20 protein-coding genes are annotated in these 22,189 nt (G+C 46.0%); all 20 read left to right on the forward strand.

All coding sequences use genetic code 11. The features are described from left to right. Positions 1-31: 31 nt before the first annotated feature. The 20 genes from DRJ53_RS05915 (at position 32) to hisH (ending at position 22,188) form a co-directional block, all read left to right on the forward strand. A complete protein-coding gene (locus DRJ53_RS05915; protein WP_114234669.1) occupies positions 32-1,858 on the forward strand; it encodes a cytochrome c oxidase subunit I in 1,827 nt (608 codons plus the stop codon). A 37-nt stretch (positions 1,859-1,895) separates the two neighbouring features. After that, complete coding sequence (gene cyoE, locus DRJ53_RS05920; RefSeq protein ID WP_241558466.1) at positions 1,896-2,840, forward strand: heme o synthase; 945 nt, start codon at positions 1,896-1,898, stop codon at positions 2,838-2,840. A gap of 15 nt (positions 2,841-2,855) precedes the next feature. Beyond that, positions 2,856-3,416, forward strand: a complete 561-nt coding sequence (locus DRJ53_RS05925; protein ID WP_241558467.1) for a cytochrome c oxidase subunit 3 — start codon at positions 2,856-2,858, stop codon at positions 3,414-3,416. Between the two features lie 51 nt (positions 3,417-3,467). Beyond that, positions 3,468-4,340, forward strand: a complete 873-nt coding sequence (locus tag DRJ53_RS05930; RefSeq protein WP_114234671.1) for a cytochrome c oxidase subunit 3 — start codon at positions 3,468-3,470, stop codon at positions 4,338-4,340. Between the two features lie 24 nt (positions 4,341-4,364). Then, positions 4,365-4,802, forward strand: a complete 438-nt coding sequence (locus DRJ53_RS05935; protein ID WP_114234672.1) for a cytochrome C oxidase subunit IV family protein — start codon at positions 4,365-4,367, stop codon at positions 4,800-4,802. Positions 4,803-4,955: 153 nt separating this feature from the next. Then, positions 4,956-5,756 carry an SCO family protein gene (locus DRJ53_RS05940; protein ID WP_114234673.1) on the forward strand — a complete coding sequence of 267 codons (801 nt, stop codon included), beginning with the start codon at positions 4,956-4,958 and terminating at the stop codon, positions 5,754-5,756. Continuing rightward, positions 5,753-6,331 carry a DUF420 domain-containing protein gene (locus DRJ53_RS05945; protein ID WP_114234674.1) on the forward strand — a complete coding sequence of 193 codons (579 nt, stop codon included), beginning with the start codon at positions 5,753-5,755 and terminating at the stop codon, positions 6,329-6,331. The genes DRJ53_RS05940 and DRJ53_RS05945 overlap by 4 nt, the downstream gene beginning before the upstream one ends. A gap of 102 nt (positions 6,332-6,433) precedes the next feature. Beyond that, positions 6,434-7,945 carry a GH3 auxin-responsive promoter family protein gene (locus DRJ53_RS05950; RefSeq protein WP_114234675.1) on the forward strand — a complete coding sequence of 504 codons (1,512 nt, stop codon included), beginning with the start codon at positions 6,434-6,436 and terminating at the stop codon, positions 7,943-7,945. Between the two features lie 172 nt (positions 7,946-8,117). Then, entirely contained in the window at positions 8,118-8,873 is a 756-nt protein-coding gene (gene fabG / locus DRJ53_RS05955; RefSeq protein WP_114234676.1) for a 3-oxoacyl-[acyl-carrier-protein] reductase, read from the forward strand. Between the two features lie 305 nt (positions 8,874-9,178). Then, positions 9,179-11,614, forward strand: coding sequence for an SLBB domain-containing protein (locus DRJ53_RS05960; RefSeq protein ID WP_114234677.1), 2,436 nt, complete (start codon positions 9,179-9,181; stop codon positions 11,612-11,614). A gap of 446 nt (positions 11,615-12,060) precedes the next feature. Further along, positions 12,061-13,128 (forward strand): Wzz/FepE/Etk N-terminal domain-containing protein, encoded by a 1,068-nt coding sequence (locus DRJ53_RS05965; RefSeq protein ID WP_162303813.1) that lies wholly within the window; start codon positions 12,061-12,063, stop codon positions 13,126-13,128. A gap of 114 nt (positions 13,129-13,242) precedes the next feature. Beyond that, positions 13,243-13,839 carry an acyltransferase gene (locus DRJ53_RS05970; protein WP_114234679.1) on the forward strand — a complete coding sequence of 199 codons (597 nt, stop codon included), beginning with the start codon at positions 13,243-13,245 and terminating at the stop codon, positions 13,837-13,839. A 40-nt stretch (positions 13,840-13,879) separates the two neighbouring features. Further along, on the forward strand, positions 13,880-14,845 hold the full coding sequence (locus tag DRJ53_RS05975; RefSeq protein ID WP_114234680.1) for a Gfo/Idh/MocA family protein: 966 nt from the start codon (positions 13,880-13,882) through the stop codon (positions 14,843-14,845). A 2-nt stretch (positions 14,846-14,847) separates the two neighbouring features. Further along, the gene (locus DRJ53_RS05980) at positions 14,848-15,822 is read left to right on the forward strand and encodes an NAD-dependent epimerase/dehydratase family protein (protein ID WP_114234681.1); all 975 of its coding nucleotides are present in this window, start codon (positions 14,848-14,850) and stop codon (positions 15,820-15,822) included. Between the two features lie 5 nt (positions 15,823-15,827). Continuing rightward, complete coding sequence (locus DRJ53_RS05985; protein ID WP_114234682.1) at positions 15,828-16,982, forward strand: DegT/DnrJ/EryC1/StrS family aminotransferase; 1,155 nt, start codon at positions 15,828-15,830, stop codon at positions 16,980-16,982. Between the two features lie 3 nt (positions 16,983-16,985). Further along, complete coding sequence (gene asnB / locus DRJ53_RS05990) at positions 16,986-18,878, forward strand: asparagine synthase (glutamine-hydrolyzing) (RefSeq protein ID WP_114234683.1); 1,893 nt, start codon at positions 16,986-16,988, stop codon at positions 18,876-18,878. After that, positions 18,875-19,423: an acyltransferase gene (locus DRJ53_RS05995; protein ID WP_114234684.1), complete on the forward strand. Its 549-nt coding sequence runs from the start codon at positions 18,875-18,877 to the stop codon at positions 19,421-19,423. The genes asnB and DRJ53_RS05995 overlap by 4 nt, the downstream gene beginning before the upstream one ends. Positions 19,424-19,427: 4 nt before the next feature. Further along, on the forward strand, positions 19,428-20,387 hold the full coding sequence (locus tag DRJ53_RS06000) for a class I SAM-dependent methyltransferase (protein WP_114234685.1): 960 nt from the start codon (positions 19,428-19,430) through the stop codon (positions 20,385-20,387). A gap of 2 nt (positions 20,388-20,389) precedes the next feature. Then, positions 20,390-21,583 carry an N-acetyl sugar amidotransferase gene (locus DRJ53_RS06005; RefSeq protein WP_114234686.1) on the forward strand — a complete coding sequence of 398 codons (1,194 nt, stop codon included), beginning with the start codon at positions 20,390-20,392 and terminating at the stop codon, positions 21,581-21,583. Beyond that, positions 21,580-22,188: an imidazole glycerol phosphate synthase subunit HisH gene (gene hisH / locus DRJ53_RS06010; protein ID WP_114234687.1), complete on the forward strand. Its 609-nt coding sequence runs from the start codon at positions 21,580-21,582 to the stop codon at positions 22,186-22,188. The genes DRJ53_RS06005 and hisH overlap by 4 nt, the downstream gene beginning before the upstream one ends. Position 22,189 lies beyond the last annotated feature (1 nt).

Below are 22,189 nucleotides of genomic sequence, written 5' to 3' on the forward strand. Positions count from 1 at the left end.
CAGGAACCTTCCGTTTCAAAACAAAGAAGTTATGAATCACGACAACAATCAGCACGTTCATCCCGAAGTACACGTGACACACGGTGGGCACCATGTGGAGCATGATGGAGACGGACACCACCATCATAAGGAAACGTTCCTCACCAAATATATTTTCAGCCAGGACCATAAAACCATCGCCAAGCAATTCCTGATCACCGGTATGATCTGGGCCATTGTAGGTGGTTTGATGTCGGTGCTGTTTCGCTTACAATTGGGCTACCCCGACCAAAGCTTCGAGATCCTCGAAACATTCTTTGGCCGTTGGGCTCCGGGTGGACAGATCAATCCTGAATTTTACTACGCCCTAATCACCATGCACGGAACCATTCTGGTATTCTTTGTATTGACTGGTGGCCTGAGTGGCACATTTGCCAACTTACTCATTCCTCTGCAGGTAGGTGCCCGTGATATGGCTTCGCCCCTGATGAACATGCTGAGCTACTGGTTCTTTATGTTGTCGAGCCTCATCATGCTGGCCTCCCTGTTTGTACAAACCGGACCTGCAAGCGGTGGCTGGACCGCTTATCCTCCGCTGAGTGCCCTGGCACAAGCATCAGAAGGTTCTAAAATTGGTATGGACCTGTGGATTGTGTCGATGGCGATGTTTGTGGTGATGGGCCTGCTGGGCAACCTGAACTACATTGCTACCATCCTGAATATGCGTACCAAGGGTATGACCATGACCCGTATGCCGCTGACCATCTGGGCACTGTTCTTTACCGCCATCCTGGGTGTACTTTCTTTCCCTGTACTCCTGTCTGGCTTTATCCTCCTGTTGTTCGACCGTAACCTGGGTACCTCTTTTTACCTGAGTGATATTTATGTAAAAGGACAAATCCTGCCAAACGAAGGCGGTAGCGCAATTCTCTACCAACACTTGTTCTGGTTCCTGGGTCACCCCGAAGTATACATCATCATCCTCCCGGCGATGGGCCTAGTATCGGAAGTAATGAGCGTAAACAGCCGCAAACCAATCTTTGGTTATATGGCTATGGTGGGCTCCTTGTTTGCGATCACCGTGCTGGCGTTCCTTGTTTGGGCGCACCACATGTTCGTGAGTGGTATGAGTCCGTTCCTTGGATCGTTCTTCGTACTCCTGACGCTACTGATCGCCATTCCTTCGGCCATCAAAGTGTTCAACTGGATCACTACCATTTGGCGCGGCAACATCCGGTTTACCCCGGCCATGCTGTTTGCCATCGGTTTTGTGAGCCTGTTCATTTCGGGTGGTCTAACCGGTATCTTCCTCGGTAACTCAACCATCGATATCCATGTGCACGATACTTACTTTGTAATTGCGCACTTCCATATTGTAATGGGTGTATCGGCTTTCTTTGGCATGTTTGCCGGTGTGTACCACTGGTATCCAAAGATGTACGGCCGCTACCTCAACAACACGCTGGGCTACCTGCACTTCTGGGTTACGCTGGTTGGTGCTTACCTGATCTTCTGGCCCATGCACTATATGGGACTGGCAGGTGTACCACGCCGTTACCTCGACTTCCGTTTGTGGACTTCGTTCAACCAGTTCGATAACCTGAACAAATTCATCTCTATTGTAACCATCATCGTGTTTGCAGTGCAGCTGATGTTCGTGTTCAACTTCTTCTACTCGATCTGGAAAGGACGGAAAGTACGTTCGCAAAACCCATGGAACGCAACCACGCTGGAGTGGACCACGCCCATCAGGCCTGGACACGGCAACTGGCCTGGCGAAATTCCGGAAGTACACCGTTGGGCATACGATTACAGCAAAGACGGCCGCGACTTTATTCCGCAGACGGAGCCTGTAAATCCCGACGAAACGAAACATTAATTCAATACGCCTTTTGAGCAAACAAATAGTGGTAACTGTGACCCAAGCAGCCAATGAGGCCAACCAGGCGCAGCAGCAGTATCTGATAAAAGATTACATGCAGCTGGTGAAGCCGTCGTTGAGCATCATGGTAGTGTTCTCGAGTGTTATTTCTTATTTGCTGGCGCCCAATGTGGTTTTTAATTGGGAAATGATCTTTTGGCTGTTCCTGGGCGGCATGCTCGTTACAGGATCGGCCAACACCATCAACCAGGTGGTGGAGCGTGACACCGACGCGATGATGAAGCGCACCGCCAAAAGGCCAGTCGCTTCGGGCCGGATGTCGGTGCAGCATGGATGGGCATTTGCAGCGGCAACGGGTATTGCCGGCGTGCTCATTCTTGGATTGCTCTTTAACTGGCTCAGTGCTTTGCTCGGAGCTTTTAGCCTGGTGTTGTACGCATTTGTATACACACCATTAAAAAAGCAAAGTGCAGTGGCGGTGTTCGTTGGCGCTTTTCCCGGCGCACTGCCCTGCCTTATTGGCTGGGTGGCCGGTACCAATGCTTTCTACCCCTGGGAAGAAATAGTGGTGGCCGGAAAAACATTCACCAACCTTGGTGGCTGGGTGCTCTTTATTTTACAGTTCCTGTGGCAGTTCCCGCATTTCTGGGCCATTGCATGGGTGGCGCACCGCGATTACAGCACGGCCGGATTTAAGTTGCTGCCCAATGAAACGGGCCCGACGAAATTCACCGCATTGCAAACAATCGTTTATGCATTGCTGCTGGTGCCGGTGGGTTTGCTGCCTTATTACATTGATATGTCGGGCATCACCAGCCTCATCATCGTAATGCTGACCAACCTTTTTCTGGTAATACAATGCCTGCGGCTGTACCGGAACATGGATGTAAAATCGGCAAGGAGGGTAATGTTTAGTTCTTACCTTCACCTGCCCGTTATTTTGTTGGCGCTGTTGTTGGATAAAGTAATTGTGGGTTAACGAAAAATGAATACAATGGTGGTAGAAGCAGAAAAGAGAACCATTCACCCGCACAAGTTTGCTTTGTGGGTGGCCATGGCCAGCATCATCATGATGTTTGCCGGTTTGACGAGTGCTTATATTGTAAAAAGTAACCAGGCCAACTGGGAAGAGGTGCGCATCGCACCGGCCTTTTGGTACTCTTCGATCGTGATCATTGCCAGCAGCATCACTATACAAATGGCGCTGCGGGCATTTAAGCAACGTGAGAAGCCACGATACCGGACGCTGATTGTGGTAACCGGTATATTGGGCCTGATCTTTTTGGTACTGCAGTATTATGGCTTTACCTGGATGTGGGACCACGGCGTTCGCTTCCAGGGATCAGGAGCAGGACAGTTCTTGTACATCATTGCTGGTCTGCATGGCTTGCACGTAATGGGTGGCATCGTTGCCTTGTTGGTAACCATCATCCGGGCATACACCGGGCGGATACAGCGATACAACAGCGTGCCGCTGGAAATTATGAGCACCTACTGGCATTTTGTAGATGTACTGTGGATTTACCTGTTTCTCTTTTTAGTAATCATGAAATAAAGGCCGGTAGCGGCGAGCAAAAACGGATACAAACAGAAACTGACCTAAAACATGGCAACAACTGCTGTAGCAACAAAATCGAATTGGTGGAGTGGCGGTAAAAGTCCCTTCAACGTGGAGTACGGAAAGCTGATGATGTGGTACTTCCTCATGAGTGATGCTTTTACATTTGGCGCATTCCTGATTTCATACGGTACCATCCGCTTTTCGCAAAACTATTGGCCCGATCCCAACGACGTGTTCAATGCCATGCCCGGCTTTGGCCACGCCAATCTGCCGCTGGCTTTTGTGAGTGTAATGACCTTTATCCTCATTGTGAGCTCGGTAACAATGGTACTGGCTGTACACGCCGGCCACCACAATGACAAAAAAGGTGTAGTAAAATGGATGACCTGGACGGTTGTAGGCGGTATCGCCTTCTTAGGCTGCCAGGCTTGGGAATGGACGCACCTGATTGCCGGCGAGCATGCAGTGCTGGTAGGCGATAAGCTGGAAGTAATTGGTACCACCATGCGCACCAACCCCTGGGGTTTTGACGTAGCAGCACCAATAGCAGCCGATGCTTTGCAAAACACGCCAAAGGAAACCCTTATTAACCTGATCCACATCAACGACCACTCAATGAGCCACGACCAACTGGCTGCAATGAGCGAAGAAAAACTGCGTACAATGGTGAACGTTGCCGAACTGCATGTGCGGGAACAAGGACCAGTAGCATTTGGCGGATTCTTCTTCGGCATCACCGGTTTCCATGGCTTCCACGTATTTTCTGGTTTGATCATCAACGTAATCATGCTGATCATGGCGCAGACCGGGGTGTTCGAACGCCGCGGCCACTACCTGATGATCGAGAAAGCAGGTTTGTACTGGCACTTTGTAGACCTGGTTTGGGTATTCGTGTTCCTGTGCTTCTATCTAATTTAAATTGATCCCTTAAAGAATAAAGAAATGAATCCACATAGCGAATTACAAGAAGTTACGTTTCACCACGAGCCATCAGAAGGAACCGGCCGGATCTGGAAAACATTCTGGCTGCTGCTGATCATCACCGTCATTGAATTGGGCCTGGGCCTGTTGATGTATGCCATCGCCATGCCCGATTGGATGATCCTCTTCATCAAAGGCGTGGTAGTGATCCTTTCACTTGCCAAAGCATTTTACATCGTGTCGATCTTCATGCACCTCGGCGATGAGCTGCGCAACATGATCATGACCATTATAGTGCCCCTGTTGCTGTTCATTTGGTTCATCGGCGCATTTTTGTACGACGGCAGCGTGTACAAATCACGCCGCAACACATATGATCCTTATTTCCAGGAGCGTACGATGAAAACTGATAAGGCAAATATTCCTGCAGGCGACACCACAAGAAAGCCACTGGACTAATACGCCATTTTTAAGAATATTGTTTGAGCATCGCCGCATACATTTGCGGCGATGCTTTTTTTTACCTGTATGTTTTGCCAAAAAGCATCGGGCAGCCAAACTTTCTGCAGGGGTAATAAAACCTAAGCCAAGCCGCAAAGAGGCGGATCGGACATGAATAAAAAAACATTTCTCGGGATTATGTTGGTGGTGCTGGTGCCAGTGCTGCTATACCTTGTGATGAAAGAAGTAAGCAAGGACGCTATTGAAATGCCTCGGCATTACATCTTCGATTCGGTAGCTACCCGCGAAGAAAAAGGCAAGCTGGTGACAGACACCGTTTGGCACCAATTGCCCGAATTTAACCTCACCAACCAGTTGGGCCAACAAGTGGGCTGGAAAGACCTCGAGGGCAAAATAGTGGTGGCTAATTTCTTTTTTACCCGCTGTCCAACCATCTGTCCACAGCTTACTAAAAATGTAAAGCTGTTGCAGGACAATATTAAAAGCTCCCAAAAAATAGGCAGCCGCGAGCCCGACTTTATCCACTTCCTTTCTTTCTCGGTCGATTCAGAGCGGGATAGCGTCCACAACCTCAAACGCTGGGCCGACCGTTTCCAGGTAAACCCTGAAAACTGGTGGCTGCTTACGGGTCCGAAAAAAGAAATTTACGACCTCAGCATCAATGATATGAAGCTGGGGCTGGTAGATGGGCAGGGCATCGACACTTCGTTTTTCCATACCGATTACCTCGTACTCATCGACCGCAACCGAAATATCCGCGGCTATTACCATGGGCTGGACACAACGGCGGTGGCTAAATTGTCGCGGGACATTATTTACCTGTACCTGGAAAAAGACCCCAAGCGTAAAAGTGCATTTGCGGGCAAATTTGAGCTGTTGGCAGTAACGGCGTTGTTAACCATTGCAGGCCTGTTTTTGTTGTTTTACGTACTAAAAAGAAACAAGCAATGAACCTGACCCTGGAGAAAAATGACCGGTTGGCAAAATGGTTGATCTATTCGTTTTCGGCCGTAGTATTTATAGCTGTAACCGTGCTAGAGCGCATTACGCTTGATGTGGACCTTGGCTTTAACCCGCACATACTGGCCATGGTCAATGCCATTATCAACTCCATCGTTTCGGTGCTGCTGATCGCTGGATTGATCACTGCAAAACGCGGTGCTTACGATGCACACAGAAAAATCATGATGGCGGCAATCCTGCTATCCGTGCTTTTTTTACTTACCTATATTGCGCACCACCTTTTTGCCGGCTCCACCTGGTACGGCGATACGGATAAAAACGGCATTGTAAGCGAAGCTGAAAAAGCCGCTGCCGGCGCCAGCCGCACTATTTACTTTTTCATTTTAGGAACCCATATTTTACTGGCGGGTGTATCGCTGCCGTTTATTTTGTTCACTGCCTACCGGGCATTGACCGGCGAAAATGCAAGGCACCGCAAAATTGCAAAGATCACCTGGCCCATGTGGTTTTACGTGGCCGTAACCGGTCCCATCGTGTACCTGATGATCAGCCAATATCATTAAACCATACATATTTCGGTAAAAAGATATAGCGAGACAACCATTCATTTTAACCTTTAGCAATCCTATATCTGCAAGCCTAAACCCTTATCTTGCCGCCTTAGCATGAAATTGCTCAGCCCAGCCATATCAACTTTTGCCCGCATGCGCCTCTGGTCGATGGAGCAGTGGGTGCTTAATGCACCCGCCGCGCAGTTTGCCGTGTGGCAGGATTTGTTGGCCGCGGGCCAATACACCGAGTTTGGCCGGGCGCATCATTTTTCGGCTATTCAATCCATTGCCGATTATAAAAAGGCCGTTCCTATTTCGGAGTACAACGACCTGAAGCCGCACATCGAACGCATGATGGCGGGTGAAGAAAATGTACTCTGGAACACGCCGGTAAAATGGTTTGCCAAAAGCAGCGGCACCACTTCCGACAAAAGCAAGTTTATACCCGTAAGCGAAGAAAGCCTTGCCGACAACCATTACCGCGCCTCCAAGGATGTCCTGTCTTTTTACTATGCATCGCATCCCGAAAGCGACCTGCTGACCGGCAAAGGCCTGGTCATTGGCGGCTCCCACCAGATAGCGCAGGTAAACGAAGACGTACAATACGGCGACCTCAGCGCGGTGATTTTGCAAAACTCGCCGTTTTGGAGCGCCTGGATGCGCACCCCCGACCTGTCCATTGCACTGATGGACGAGTGGGAGGCAAAAATTGAAGCGCTGGCGCAAAGCACGATCCAGGAAAACGTAACCTCCATGGCCGGCGTGCCCACCTGGCTGATCGTTTTACTGAAAAGAATTTTAGAAATAACCGGCAAAGCAAACATCAAAGAGGTGTGGCCGTCGCTGGAGTTGTACATGCACGGCGGCGTAAGCTTTGTGCCGTATCGCCAGCAGTTTGAACAACTGATAGGTGCGCCCATTCATTACCTCGAGATGTATAATGCATCGGAAGGATTTTTTGCAGCGCAGGATGATATTGAAGCCGACGGCATGCTGCTGATGTGCGACCACGCCATTTTCTACGAATTTTTACCGGCAGAAGAATGGGGTAACCCTCAGGGCCGCACCATCCAGCTGGACGAAGTGGAGTTGGGTAAAAACTATGCTCCGGTGATTACCACCACGGGCGGCCTCTGGCGGTACCTGGTTGGCGATACCATCCAGTTTACCTCCTTAAGTCCATTCCGGGTAAAAGTTTCGGGCCGCATCAAGCATTACATCAATGCGTTTGGCGAAGAAATCATTGTGGAAAATGCCGACGCAGCCATTGCTGCGGCCAGCACCGCCACAGGCGCCGTGGTAACCGATTACACGGCAGCACCCATTTATTTTTCAGACGGTGAGAACGGCGCCCACCAATGGCTTATTGAATTTGCACAGCAACCCGAAAGCCTGCAGCATTTTGCACAGGAACTCGACGCTGCACTGCAACGCGTTAACAGCGACTATGAAGCAAAGCGCCATAAATCCATTGCCCTGCGGGCACCGGAGGTGCAGGCCTTGGCGAAAAACACCTTCAACAACTGGCTGGCCAGCAAAGGCAAACTGGGTGGGCAGCACAAAGTGCCCCGCCTGAGCAACGAACGCACAACACTGGAAGAAATACTACAATTCAGTAAGCGATAAATGGTGCACGCAGCGGCGCTGTGGGGGAGCGGGCACAGCGAAAGTAACACCGTAAAATCAATTCCTCAAAACGCATAGCTCGCTACTCGTAGCATTCGTCTAAATGCTCTGCCAACTCGTTTTCCTTTTCGTGCAAACGCTGCTTACATTTGCCCACCACAAACACACTCAAATGAAGCTTTTACAAGATAAGGTCGCCATCATCACCGGCGCAGCCCGCGGCATTGGCGAAGGCATTGCCCTGAAATTTGCCGAGCAGGGCGCAACCGTTGTATTTACATACGTTAGCGAAAGCAGCGCCGAAAGGGCCGCAGCTTTACAGCAAAAGCTGGAAGCCCTGGGCGTAAAAGCAAAAGCAGTACGCAGCAATGCCGGCGATTTTGCCCAGTGCGAAACGCTGGTAAACGATGTGGTAAAAGAGTTTGGCACCGTCGACATTCTGGTGAACAACGCCGGCGTATCGAAAGACAACCTGCTGCTGCGCATGACCCCGGAACAATGGGACGAGGTAATGGACATCAACCTGAAAAGTGTGTTCAACATGACCAAGCAGGTAATCCGCCCCATGATGAAAGCAAAAAGCGGCTCCATCATCAACATGAGCTCAGTAATTGGACTTATGGGCAATGCAGGCCAGGGCTCTTATGCAGCATCTAAGGCGGGCATTATTGGTTTTACCAAAAGCGTGGCCAAAGAACTGGGCAGCCGCAACATCCGTTGCAACGCCATTGCGCCTGGTTTTGTAGAAACCGATATGACCTCTTACCTCAAAGAAGGTGAGCAGGCCGATAAATACAAAGCGGGCATTCCGCTGGGCCGGTTTGGCACCTCTGAGGATATTGCCAACGTTACCCTGTTCCTGGCATCCAACTTGGGTGCCTACGTTACCGGGCAGGTGATTGCAGCCGATGGCGGTCTTTATATGTAATTAAAATTGCCTAATAGCGGATGAGAAGTCAATGGTGAAACAGCGAAAGTTGTTGCGCCATTCATGATTAAAATCTTCCATCCGACAAATCATTCCATTCATCGAAAAGAGCTGCCAATGGCGGCTCTTTTTATTAGGTTTGCAGCACTAAAAAATGCATAACTGCGTTAAAAGCAATATTTAATACAGTGTTCGGCTTACATTTGCGCCAACTAAAACACTGCTGACAAATTTTAAAGATCTTGGACGGGCCTGACGGTTAGTGCAAACTTGCCGCCCCGGTTCCCGGAAATCCAATGTGAATTATGAACCTGTTAAACCGCCTTTTCCTCCTCCTCCTTTGTTTTGTTGCCTTGAACACTGCTGCACAGTTGCCCGCCGACCTGAGCAACGTTCGCGCTGCGCAAATAACCGACGCGCAGTTGCAACGGATTGTAACGCAGGCCCAAAGCAGCGGCATGACGCCGCAGCAACTGGAAACCGAACTCCTGCGCCGCGGTTTGCCCCCTGCCGAACTTGCTGAGATCAAGCAGCGCATTGAACAGCTGGGCGCCAACAACGAAGAAGGCGACATGGAAGATGAAAGCGGCAACACTTCGGATAAAGGCAAGCGTACGGCGCCCAAAAGCAAAAACAATCCACCCAATAAAGAAACCCTGGAGGCCAGCCTCAAGCGGTCGCGCATTTTTGGTTCCGAGCTTTTTGCCAATACCAATCTTTCCTTTGAGCCCGACCTGCGCATGGCTACGCCCAAAAATTATGTGATTGGTCCGGACGATGAATTGATCCTGAATGTATACGGAGTAAACCTGTCGCAGCAAAACTTAAAAGTAAGCCCCGAAGGGACGATCAATGTAAAATACGCAGGCATCATTCCGGTGGCTGGCCTTACCATAGAAGCCGCCACTGCCAGCATTCGCAGCCGCCTGGTGCGTTTTTACCCGGGTCTTTCCAGTGGCCAAACCAGGCTCAGCGTTACGCTGGGCAACATCCGCAGCATCCGTGTTATTTTAATCGGCGCCATCAACCGGCCCGGTACCTACACGCTGCCTTCATTGGCTACGTTGTTCAATGCGCTGTATGTAAGCGGCGGCCCTGCCGAAAATGGCTCGTTCCGGAATATTGAACTTATTCGTGGCAACAAAGTGGTAGCCAACGCCGACCTGTACGATTTTTTGCAAAAAGGCGATCTGAAAGGCAACCTCCACCTCGAAGACAACGACGTGATCAGGGTGCCTTATGCACAAAAACTCATTACCCTCAATGGTGAATTGAACCGCCCCGGAATTTTTGAACTGCAAAGCGGCGAGAGCCTGCAGCAGGCGCTGGAGTTTGCCGGCGGATTTAAAAGCAAAGCGTTTAAGGGCCGCATTACGGGCAACCGGTATGCAGGCATCGGCCGCCAGGTGCTCGATATTGCCGGCGATTCGCTGCGGTTTTTCCAGCCACTCCACGGCGATGAATTTGTCGTTGATTCCGTGATCAACCGGTATCAAAACCGAGTAATGATTACCGGTGCTGTGTTTAAACCCGGTGCTTATGCGCTGGATGGCACTGGCATGACCCTGAAGCAACTGATTGCCAAAGCACAGGGTTTAAAAGAAGACGTATACGGCGGACGGGCCATTGTGGTGCGTACCCGCGAAGACCTGTCGAAAGAATATGTGGCGGTAGAACTGAAGCCCATTATTGCCGGTGGGCAGGACGGCCTGCTGCTGCGCCGGGACGACAGCATTCATGTGGCTTCTATTTTCGACCTGCGCGATACCACCAATGTAACCATTAATGGCGCGGTGCGCAAACCGGGCACCTTCCGGTTTGAAGAAGGCCTTTCTTTAAAATCGCTCATCATCAAAGCCGAAGGCTTTGCCGACAATGCCACAGGCCGGGGTATTGAAATCTCTCGTCGCAAACGCAATGTTGATGTGGCTAAAGCCGGCAGCGACATTGTGGAAATCATCCGCATCGATGATGATAAAGAACTTTCCAATAGCAGCACCGATGTGGTATTGCAGCCGTTTGATATTGTCACCATCAAGGAAGATCCTTTTTATAAAAAGCAGATCAGTGTAAAAGTAACCGGCGAGGTGCTGATGCCTGCCGTGTACACGCTGCAAAGCCGCGAAGAGCGATTGAGCTCGTTGATCAGGCGTTCGGGTGGGTTGCTGTATACCGCAAGTGTGGGCGGTGCCAAATTGATTCGCCAGAAAAAGGCGGAAGTAGATACCTCTGAAGTAAAGCGCCTGTTGGCAACGGCATCAAAAGATACATCTGTATCAACCACCAAAGTGGAACAGCTTGCAAAAACCACCACTGAAGTAGCAATCAACCTGGGGTATATTTTAAAACATCCAGGCAGTGCTGATGACATCACATTAGAAGAAGGAGATGAACTGATCATCCCGCGCATCAACAACACGGTAAGTGTGAATGGTGAGGTGTTCAAGCCCGTGGACATCATGTACGAGCGGGGTAAAAAGTTGAGCGATTACCTAAGCGATGCCGGTGGTGTAACCCAAAAGGGAAAACGCTTCAAAGCATTTGTGATTTATCCAAATGGTGGATCGGCTAAGACCAGGAAGATATTAGGCATTTTCCCCAAAGCACCAAAGATCCAACCGGGCTCCAGCATTTTTGTGCCGGAAAAACCTGAGCGGCAGGGGTTTGATGTGGCAAAGGCGGGGATATTCATGTCGGCGGTGACGGCGATGATTACGGCGATAGCGTTGTTGACTAGGTAACTTATAGGCGATATGTAGTTAATAAGTCGTTGGGACTATGTTCATTCTCAACTTTCTTATATGGGTCTTAATCGTCTATGATATTAGCACCTCTCGAATAAGTTCTAATGCAATTTTCCAATCTGACGATTGAAATGCATTAAAAGGAAAGGTAAAATATCTATTTGATCTTCAATCAATGTGACTGAAGTGGCGAAGCCGTGTCTATGCCGATCCATTTATTTGCATCAATCATTAAATGAAATAGCTCTTTGAGGAGGGTCTGAGTTAGCTTTGCTAGGTTATGAAGTTCTCTTCGAATATTTTACCGCACCTGCTTTAATTTAAAAAATATCTAGTCCTCTAAGAAGTGATTAAAATTTCTACTTATCGTTTATTATAAAAACGTTTAGTTAGAAACCAACAGATCAACAACACGATGTAAGAAACATCCTCTGGTTATGTCAATGGAGAAAGAAGAATACTATTCGATCAATAATATTAGCCGCATAACACGTTTGCTTATTTCATTTCTGATTACCAAATGGTGGCTATTTATCATCGCTATCATTCTCGGTATTTGTATAGGATTTGGAATTAGTTCAATACAAAAACCAAAGTATGAGGCGGTCAGTACGTTTGTGTTAGAAGAAAAGTCTGCAGGCGCAGGCGGGCTGGCAGGATTGGCATCGCAATTTGGTTTGGACATAGGTGGAATGAGCAGTGGAGGAAGCATATTTGCCGGAGATAATATATTAGATATACTTAGATCCCGAAAAATTATACAGAAGGTTTTGCTTTCGAAAGTAGGAGAAGGCAACAAACCGGAACAGGTTCTAGCTGACTATTTTCTTGATTATTCTGGATGGAGAAAAAAATGGACTACAGAAGGTGGTCTTAATAAAATAAATTATAAGGATATCCGGCATATCGACAGTTTGAACTTATGGCAGGACAGTGTGCTGAATATAATTTACGATTATATCATTGAAAAGTCTCTTTATGCAGACCGGCTAAATAAGAAAGGGACTATTATTAAAGTGCAGATTACAGAAAGCGATCCTTTATTTGCAAAATTAATGACTAAACGATTGGTTGACGAAGCTGGTAAACTCTATCTGGATATCAAGACTGGAACATCAACAGCAAATATTAATAAGATGCAGCGCAGAGCCGACTCTTTGTTAGCGCTGTTGAATAGTAAATCCTATTCTGTCGCTGCCTCCCAGATGCTTGATTTGAATCCAGGAATAAGAACTGCTACCGTGCCTACCGAAATTGGAACTAGGGACAAAACAGTGCTGGCAACCGTGTATTCAGAAGTTACAAAAAATCTTGAAGCAAGTAAATTGATACTTTCTCAGCAAACGCCAATTATTCAAATTTTAGATAAGCCCGAATGGCCCTTGGTTGATAAGAGAACCAAATTACTGAAGTTATGTTTGATTAGTGTTGTGGCAACCACTTTGATTTTGGTGTTTATATTAGGCATTCAATTCATTGTTTTGACACTGCCTAAAAGCAATGAAAGTTAGAACATCCAAGTATAGAGATAAGTAAATGGAACGGTCTACATGCACTCTTCAATCCAATATTTTTGGTAAGTACATATTGCGACCTATTTACTAATAATTTTTAAGCGGATTTTGATGGACGGAAAGAGGTACGATGCACATCCAACATCGGTAATTGATGAAGGCGCTGACATAGGCGATAACACAAAGATTTGGCATTTCAGCCACATTATGGCCGGATGTAAAATCGGGATTGGCTGTAACATCGGTCAAAACGTGGTCGTGTCGCCGAAAGTAGTGTTAGGCTCAAATGTCCGGGTCCAAAACAATGTATCCATATACGAAGGCGTAATATGCGAGGATGACGTTTTTCTAGGACCATCGATGGTATTTACTAATGTAATTAATCCACGCAGTGCCATTAGTCGGAAGCACGAATATAGGCAGACTCTTGTGCGTAAAGGAGCTTCCATTGGAGCTAATGCTACAATCGTATGTGGCAACGAGATTGGTGAATATGCATTTGTTGGTGCAGGTGCAGTAATCACAAAGCCTGTTGCATCCTATGCATTGGTTGTAGGAAATCCTGCCAAACAAATTGGCTGGATGAGTGAGTATGGACACCGGTTACATTTTGCTGAAAATAATGTTGCCGTTTGCGAAGAGAGTGGTGACGAGTATCAATTAATTCAAAACAAGGTAATAAAGGTTACAACAAAGCAACGAGACTAGCGCTCGCTTCGATTATTACAGATCTTCAATATTATTTCGGATGAAAGCTTTTGCATTAGTGGGTGCCGCCGGCTTTATTGCCCCGAGGCACTTGAAGGCCATAAAAGAAACCAACAACCGGCTTGTAGCTGCTCTAGATAAATTTGATTCAGTAGGCGTCATGGACAGTTACTTTCCAGATGCCAGCTTCTTTGTCGAGTTCGAACGTTTTGACCGGCATTTGGAAAAGCTCAACAGAAGCGGGGAGCCCATCGATTACCTTTCTATTTGTTCTCCCAACTATTTACACGATGCTCATATTCGTTTTGGATTGCGGCAAGGGGCCGCTGTTATTTGCGAAAAGCCATTGGTTTTAAATCCATGGAATGTGGAGGCGCTGGACCAAATCCAAAAAGAAACAGGCAGGGAAGCTTTTAATATTCTTCAACTACGCCTGCATCCCGACATCATTGCACTTAAAGAACGAGTTCAGTCATCCGATCCGAATAAGGTATTTGATTTTGACCTGGCATATATTACTTCAAGAGGCAACTGGTACTACACCAGTTGGAAAGGTGATATAAACAAATCTGGTGGTATTGCCACTAATATTGGTATACATTTCTTTGATATGCTGATATGGATCTTTGGCAAGGTGAAAGAGAATGTGGTGCATGTACATACCCATGATAGGGCATCAGGCTTCTTACATTTGGAAAGAGCAAAGGTGCGATGGTTCTTAAGCATTAATGAAGATACCCTACCTGAAGCAGTGCGGAAAAAAGGCCAGCGAACTTATCGTTCTATAACATTGGAAGGTAGTGAAATTGAATTCAGTGAGGGCTTTACAGACCTGCATACAAAAAGCTACAGGGCCATATTAGACGGGAATGGGTTCAATTTAAACGCAGCTTTGCCTTCTATTGAACTGGCGCATCAAATCAGAACACAGGCGCCTGTTGGTTTAAAGGGCGATTATCATCCATTTGCCGGGCAAAAAGCTTCTCCTCATCCTTTTTCTTTATAAACATGGAATTAAAAGACAGTAAAATTTTAGTTATCGGTGGAGCCGGCTTTATCGGCAGCTTTGTTGTGCGGGAATTGCTAAAGCATGATGTTCGCGAAGTAGTGATTTACGACAATTTTGCCCGGGGCAAAATGGAAAATATTGCAGACAGTTTGCAGGACAGTCGTTGCCATCTATTTGAAAATGGGGGTGATATCCGGGAAACCGACCTGTTGGATAACGCAATGCAAGGTGTTGATTATGTATTCCATCTATCCGCCATGTGGCTATTGCACTGCAAGGACTTTCCACGTACGGCATTTCATGTAAACATCGAAGGTACTTTTAATGTACTGGAAGCTTGCGTAAAGAACAAAATCAAAAAGCTTGTTTACTCTTCTTCTGCATCTGTTTATGGTGACGCCGTGCAAATACCAATGACGGAGGAACATCCTTACAACAACAAAAACTTTTATGGTGCCACTAAAATAGCAGGGGAAGCAATGTGCACTGCATTCAACGACCGATATGGTTTGCAGGTAGTTGGTTTACGGTACATGAATGTGTACGGGCCCGGACAGGACCAAACGGCAGCGTATACTGGTGTAGTACCCATTATGCTGAATAAGATCGATGCAAATGAAGCCCCTGTAATTAACGGTGATGGTACCCAGGCTTACGATTTTATTTATGTAGAAGACGTAGCAAGGTGCAACGTTGCGGCGATAACAAGTGATACGCAATTTGGCTTTTATAATGTAGGTACTGGTGTGCAAACTTCAATCAGGGATTTGTGTGATACTATTTTACGTTTAAAAAACTCTGATCTGGTTGTCAGCTACAAACCTTATAGTGCAGATGATGCAAGGGCATTGGTAAAAAACCGCATCGGGTCGCCGGTGAAAGCAAAAAAGGACCTGGGATTTGAATATAAATTTGATCTTGAAACCGGCCTTCAACGGTTAATTGACTGGAGAGATAACGGAGGCTATAAATAAAGTATATGATTTCCACTATCGTTGAAAAAAGAAACATTCCTATTGCAATCCCTTCTATGGGAGAAGAAGAATGGCTGGCAGTAAAGGAGCCAATCGAAAAGGGATGGCTCACACAAGGACCTAAAGTAAAGGAACTGGAAACGCTTTTTGCAGCATTGCATAATGTAAACCATGCATTGGCTGTTTCCAACTGTACCACTGCTTTGCATTTAGGTTTATTGGCTTGCGGAGTTGAAGCAGGTGATGAAGTGATCGTGCCCGCTTTTACCTGGGTTGCCACTGCCAATGCAGTACTGTACTGCAATGCCACACCGGTTTTTGTGGATATCGATCCTGTTACTTTTAATATCGATGTGCAACAAATAGGCGAAAGGATCACGTCCAAAACAAAGGCCATCATCCCGGTGCATTTGTTTGGTTTGTGTGCTGATGTTGATTATATCAAAGAGGCCTTTCCGCAACTAAAAATCGTAGAAGATGGGGCATGCGCTGCAGGTGCTGCCTTGCGTGGCAAGCCTGCCGGAAGCTTAGGCGATGTAGGTTGTTTTTCTTTTCATCCGCGGAAGTCTGTTACTTGTGGCGAGGGCGGCATGCTAACCACTAATAACAGTCAGGTTAGCGAATATTTAGACAAACTGCGTAATCATGGCGCCTCTATTTCTGAAGAGCAGCGCCACCACGGCCCAAAGCCCTACATACTTCCTGCTTTTGAAATGGTTGGGTACAATTACCGTATGACTGACCTTCAGGGCGCTGTGGCAACCGTTCAATTAAGAAAACTCCAGCGTTTTATTGATGAAAGAAATAGCTGGGCGCAATATTATTCTGAGCAATTGTCTGATATTGATTGGCTCCGTACACCTATGGTTCCGGAAGGATATAAGCATGGCTGGCAGAGCTATGTAACTTTTGTAGACGAGGCCAAAGCCCCGATGAAGCGCAACGATATTATGGAAGTGTTGCAACAAAAAGGAATAGCTACCCGTCCCGGTACACATGCGGTGCACATGCTGGATGTGTACGCAAATAAATATGGATTTAAACCACAGGATTTTCCTGGCGCTTTTGCCGCTGATCAATACTCCATGGCAATTCCTTTGCATAACAAAATGATAAAGGAAGATTTCGATTACATTATTGCCGCTTTAAAATCTTTATAGACTGTGTGTGGTATTGCTGGTATCTTTCATTTGAGCGGTAAGCCTGTTGGTAATAACGACATCAAGCTAATGACAAGAGCATTGGCTCACCGTGGCCCTGATGGTGAAGATGTTTTTGTTCACGAAAACATTGGATTAGGTCATCGTCGTTTAGCCATATTAGACACTTCACCAAAAGGGTGCCAGCCCATGCCATCAAAAAATGGCGAATGGATTGTTGTCTTCAATGGATGCATTTACAATTTTCGTGAACTCCGGATGAATCTGCAATCAAAGGGGCACGAATTTATTTCCACCGGTGATACGGAGGTGATTTGTGAAGGCCTGGCAGCATATGGTCCCAAGTTTTTCGAAATGCTTGATGGCATGTTTGCTGTTGGCGCCTGGAATACCAGCACAAAGGAGTTGTGGTTAAGCCGCGACCGGTTTGGTGTGAAGCCCTTATATTACTATTTAAAGAACGGCACCTTTCTTTTTGCTTCCGAGATCAAATCATTTTTTACGCAGCAGTCATTCAGCATGAGTGTAAATATCGATGCGCTGAATGAGTATTTCACTTTTCAAAACTTATTTACCTATCGAACGTTATTTGATGGCGTTTACATGCTGCCACAGGCGAATACCGTTTGTGTCAACACATCTACCTCTGTTGTACAACACCATTCCTGGTGGGATTACGATTTTTCGGCTCCGGACCAGGGCATTTCGTTTGAAGATGCTAAGAACGAAACGCAGCGTTTATTTGCGAATGCAGTTGCCAAACAAATGGTGGCCGACGTACCTGTAGGCAGCTATTTATCTGGAGGCATGGATTCAGGTTCTATTGCTGTAATGGCTTCCAAGCACATTAACCGCCTCCATACCTTTACTTGTGGCTTTGACATGAGTGAAGTAACCGGCATTGAAGCAAATTATGATGAAAGAAGAGACGCTGAACTTACAGCTAATTTCATCAAGTCAGAACATTATGAACAGGTAATGAATGCCGGTGATCTAAGCTGGTCGTTGCCACGGCTGGTATGGCATTTGGAAGACTTGCGGGTTGGAATGTCCTATCCAAACTATTACATTTCAAGGCTTGCTTCCAAATTTGTGAAAGTATGTTTACAAGGAACGGGTGGCGATGAATTGTTTGGTGGATATCCATGGAGATATTACCGGATATTCAAATCATTATCTCAACAGGATTTCTTCAACCAGTATTATTCTTTTTGGCAGCGCTTGGTGCCAGAGCAGGACAAATCAAAACTTTTTACCGAACCTATATGGAAGCAGGTAAATGCCAAAGAACCAAGGGAGATTTTCGAAAAGGTTTTTCTCTTTAATGAAAAGCTGCAATACGATACTCCGGAACAGCACATCAACAACTCACTTTATTTCGAGATCAAAACATTTTTGCCAGGCCTGCTGCTGGTTGGTGACAAGCTTTCCATGGCACATGGATTAGAAGAACGATTCCCGTTTTTGGATAACGATCTGGTAAATTTTGCTCAAAGTATACCCGTGAAACATAAGTTGGGTAATCTGGAACTGATGAAAAAGATTGATGAGAATGACTACCGGGACAAAAAGAAGATGTACACAGAGTACGATGATGGGAAAAATGTGCTGCGCAGGGCTATGGAGTCGATCCTGCCCGAGAAAATCGTAAATCGAAAAAAGCAGGGCTTCTCAGCACCGGACGAAAGCTGGTACCGTGGTGAGAATGCAAACTATATGAAGAATCTTTTGCTGAACAAAAGAACGGTGAGCTCGGAATTTATTAGTGCAAAGTATGTTGAACATATTGTAGACGAGCATATCAACAAAAAAATCAATCACCGTTTGTTGTTGTGGAGTTTAATGAATTTTGAATGGTGGTGCCGCATCTTTATTAATGGAGAGAGGGTGTCATGAACCGAGCAGAAATCATATCAAAACTGAATGATCAGGAACTGGAAAAATTTTTCGGATTATTTCAACTCTTGAGAAAATCATTTGAAGATGCCATGAGAGAGCAACATGTAAGGTCGCTTCCCTCCATGGATTTGTTTTTTGACAGGTGGGAAAGAGCAAAAGCGCTGGGGTATGGTGAGGGCACTTCTGTTTATGATAGCTGTTGCATTTTTGGGAATGTAAAAGTTGGAAAAAATACCTGGATAGGGCCATTTACAGTTTTAGATGGATCTGGAGGGTTAACAATCGGAGATAACTGCAGCATTTCGGCGGGTGTACAAATTTATTCGCATAATAGTGTGCAGTGGGCTGTAAGCGGTGGTGTGGAAAAATATGAATATGCACCGACAACAATTGGCAGCAATTGTTATGTGGGTCCACATGTGGTTGTGGCTAAAGGCGTGCAAATAGGCGATGGCTGTATCATTGGGGCTAATAGCTTTGTCAATAAATCTTTTTTGGCAGGAAGTAAAATAGGTGGTTCTCCTGCCAGGTTGCTCAATTAGTTTTATGTATCAAATAGAAGAACTTTTCGAAAATAATGTGCGGGTAAACGGCAACAAAATCGTTTCGCATAACGAGGAAGACATTGAAGCATCAAACCAGGCACAAACAGAGAAAATATTTAGTGATAAATGGACTGAAGTTGAGCAATATAGTAATGTCGAGAAGCTTTATGAATTTCAATTTGACTGGTTCTTGAGGCTGTACGGATTCGATTCTGAAGAATCATTAAAAAACTATTTGTCCAATAAGAAATTTATCATTGATACGGGCTGTGGGTTGGGCTACAAAGCAGCATGGTTTGCCAAACTGGCACCACAGGCTATTGTTATAGGTATCGATATTTCAGAAGCGTTGGATCTTGCTGCAAAAAACTTCTCACATTTATCCAACCTCTACTTTCTAAAGGGCGATATAGCTAAAACAGGATTAAAAACACGCAGTATCGACTTTGTAGTATGCGACCAAGTAATCATGCATACAGAAATACCGGAACAAACTTTTGCGCATTTATCCGATATTACTTCATTAGGTGGTGAGTTTGCGTGTTACGTTTATTCCAAAAAAGCTTTGCCCAGAGAATTGATCGACGATTATTTCCGAAAGGCTACACATGACATTAGTAATGACGAAATGTGGAAGTTTTCTGAGCAACTGACGGAATTAGGAAAGCGACTAAGTGAATTGAATATTGAATTTGAATCTCCTGATATTCCGTTGCTTGGGATTAAAGGAGGTAAGTATGATATCCAACGATTCATCTATTGGAATTTCCTCAAATGTTTTTGGCGGGACGACTGGGGTTTTGACCTTTGTAAAAGTACCAACTATGATTGGTATGCACCCAGTAATGCCAAACGCTTCAGCAAAGAGGAGTTTTTGAAAATGATTATGGATAACCACATGGATGTAAGTTTTTTCCATGCAGAGGAAGCTTGTTACTCCGGCCGGTTTCTAAAAAAATAACAATGTCAACTACAGCAACAGCAAAGAAGGATTCCCGTGTGCTTAAAATAAATGGAAGGCAGATTTGCAGCCGTTGTATATATGATGAGTCTGTACCGGCAATCAGTTTTGACGAAAACGGCGTTTGCAACTACTGCCATATGGTGGATGGGTTAATCGCTGAATACAAGACCGGAATGCCGGAAGGCGAGCAGAAGATCCAGGAGATCATTGCCAAAATAAAGGCTGACGGGAAAGGAAAGCAGTATGATTGTATCATTGGGGTAAGCGGCGGTACCGATTCCTCTTACATGGTGTATTGGGCCATTCAGAACGGCTTGCGTCCGCTGGCAGTTCACTATGACAATACCTGGAATACGGCCATTGCCACTGAAAACATCCGTAAGGTTCTGGGTAAACTGAATGTTCCGCTCTTTACACATGTAGTAAACAACAAGGAAGCCGACGATATCTTTCGGTCTTTTTTCCTGGCCGATGTGCCTGAAATTGAAGCATCTACCGACCTGGCGCTGGCCGAAACAATGTACCGTGCAGCATCAAAGTTTGGTGTAAAGTATGTCCTTGAAGGGCATTCATTTATTGCAGAAGGCATCTCCCCCCTTGGTAAAAATTATTTCGACGGCAAATACATCCAGTCGATTCATAAGAAGTTTGGCAAACTGCCAATGAAAACCTATCCATTAATGACCTTTTCGAAGTTCATCAAGTGGACAACGCTCAAGCGTATTCAAAAAATTCGTCCGCTCTGGTACATTCAATACAGTAAGGAGGAAGCCAAAGCGTTTCTGGAAAAAGAATTCGGCTGGCAATATTACGGCGGCCATCATTTGGAAAACCGCATGACAGCTTTCAACCACAGTTACTATTTCCCCACAAAGTTTCATGTGGACTACCGTAACAATTCCTTGGCAGCATCGGTTCGCAGTGGGCAGATGAGCCGTGAAGAAGCCATTGATGAATACTACAACAAGCCACCTTACCTGGAGGATGAACTGCTGGCTTATTTTAAAAAGCGGCTCTGCTTTAGCGATGCAGAGTTTGATACCATCATGCAGCGACCGCCAAAATACTGGTTTGAGTTTCCCACTTATAAAAAGCGTTTCGAGCTGTTACGCCCATTCTTTTATCTGTTGATGAAATCAAACCTGGTGCCCCGAAGCTTTTACATGAAATATTGTTTCCCGGTTAAGCAATGATAACAATTATAGATTATGGCATGGGTAATCTGGGCTCCATCCAGAACATGTTCAAACGCATTAAAGTAGCTTCCGAAGTTACCAGTGATCTTAAAAAAATCAGCCAGGCAAAGAAAATCTTATTGCCTGGAGTGGGCGCATTTGATGCCGCTATGGAGCGGATTGAAAATGCTGGATTTTTGCCGGTGCTAAATCAAAAAGCACTAGAAGAAAAGATTCCGATACTGGGAATTTGTTTGGGTATGCAATTATTAACTAATTCCAGCGAAGAGGGTGTACGGCGTGGCTTGGGATGGATAAACGCTAAAACAATCCGGTTCAAATTGAGCGATGCTAGATTGAAAGTGCCGCACATGGGTTGGAACCTGGTGCACACTCAGAATCTAAGCCCACTTATTGATAACCTTCCTGAAGATCCGCGTTTTTATTTTGTGCATTCCTACCACGTACAATGCATGGACCCTTTCAACGTGCTGACAACTACGCATTACGGAATCAGCTTTCATTCCGTTATTCAACAAAATAATATTTATGGGGCCCAGTTTCATCCCGAAAAAAGTCACAAGTTCGGAATGAAATTACTTCAAAACTTTGCCCAGTTATAGT

Source organism: Paracnuella aquatica (assembly GCF_003332885.2).
Taxonomy (GTDB): Bacteria; Bacteroidota; Bacteroidia; order Chitinophagales; family Chitinophagaceae; genus Flavisolibacter; species Flavisolibacter aquaticus.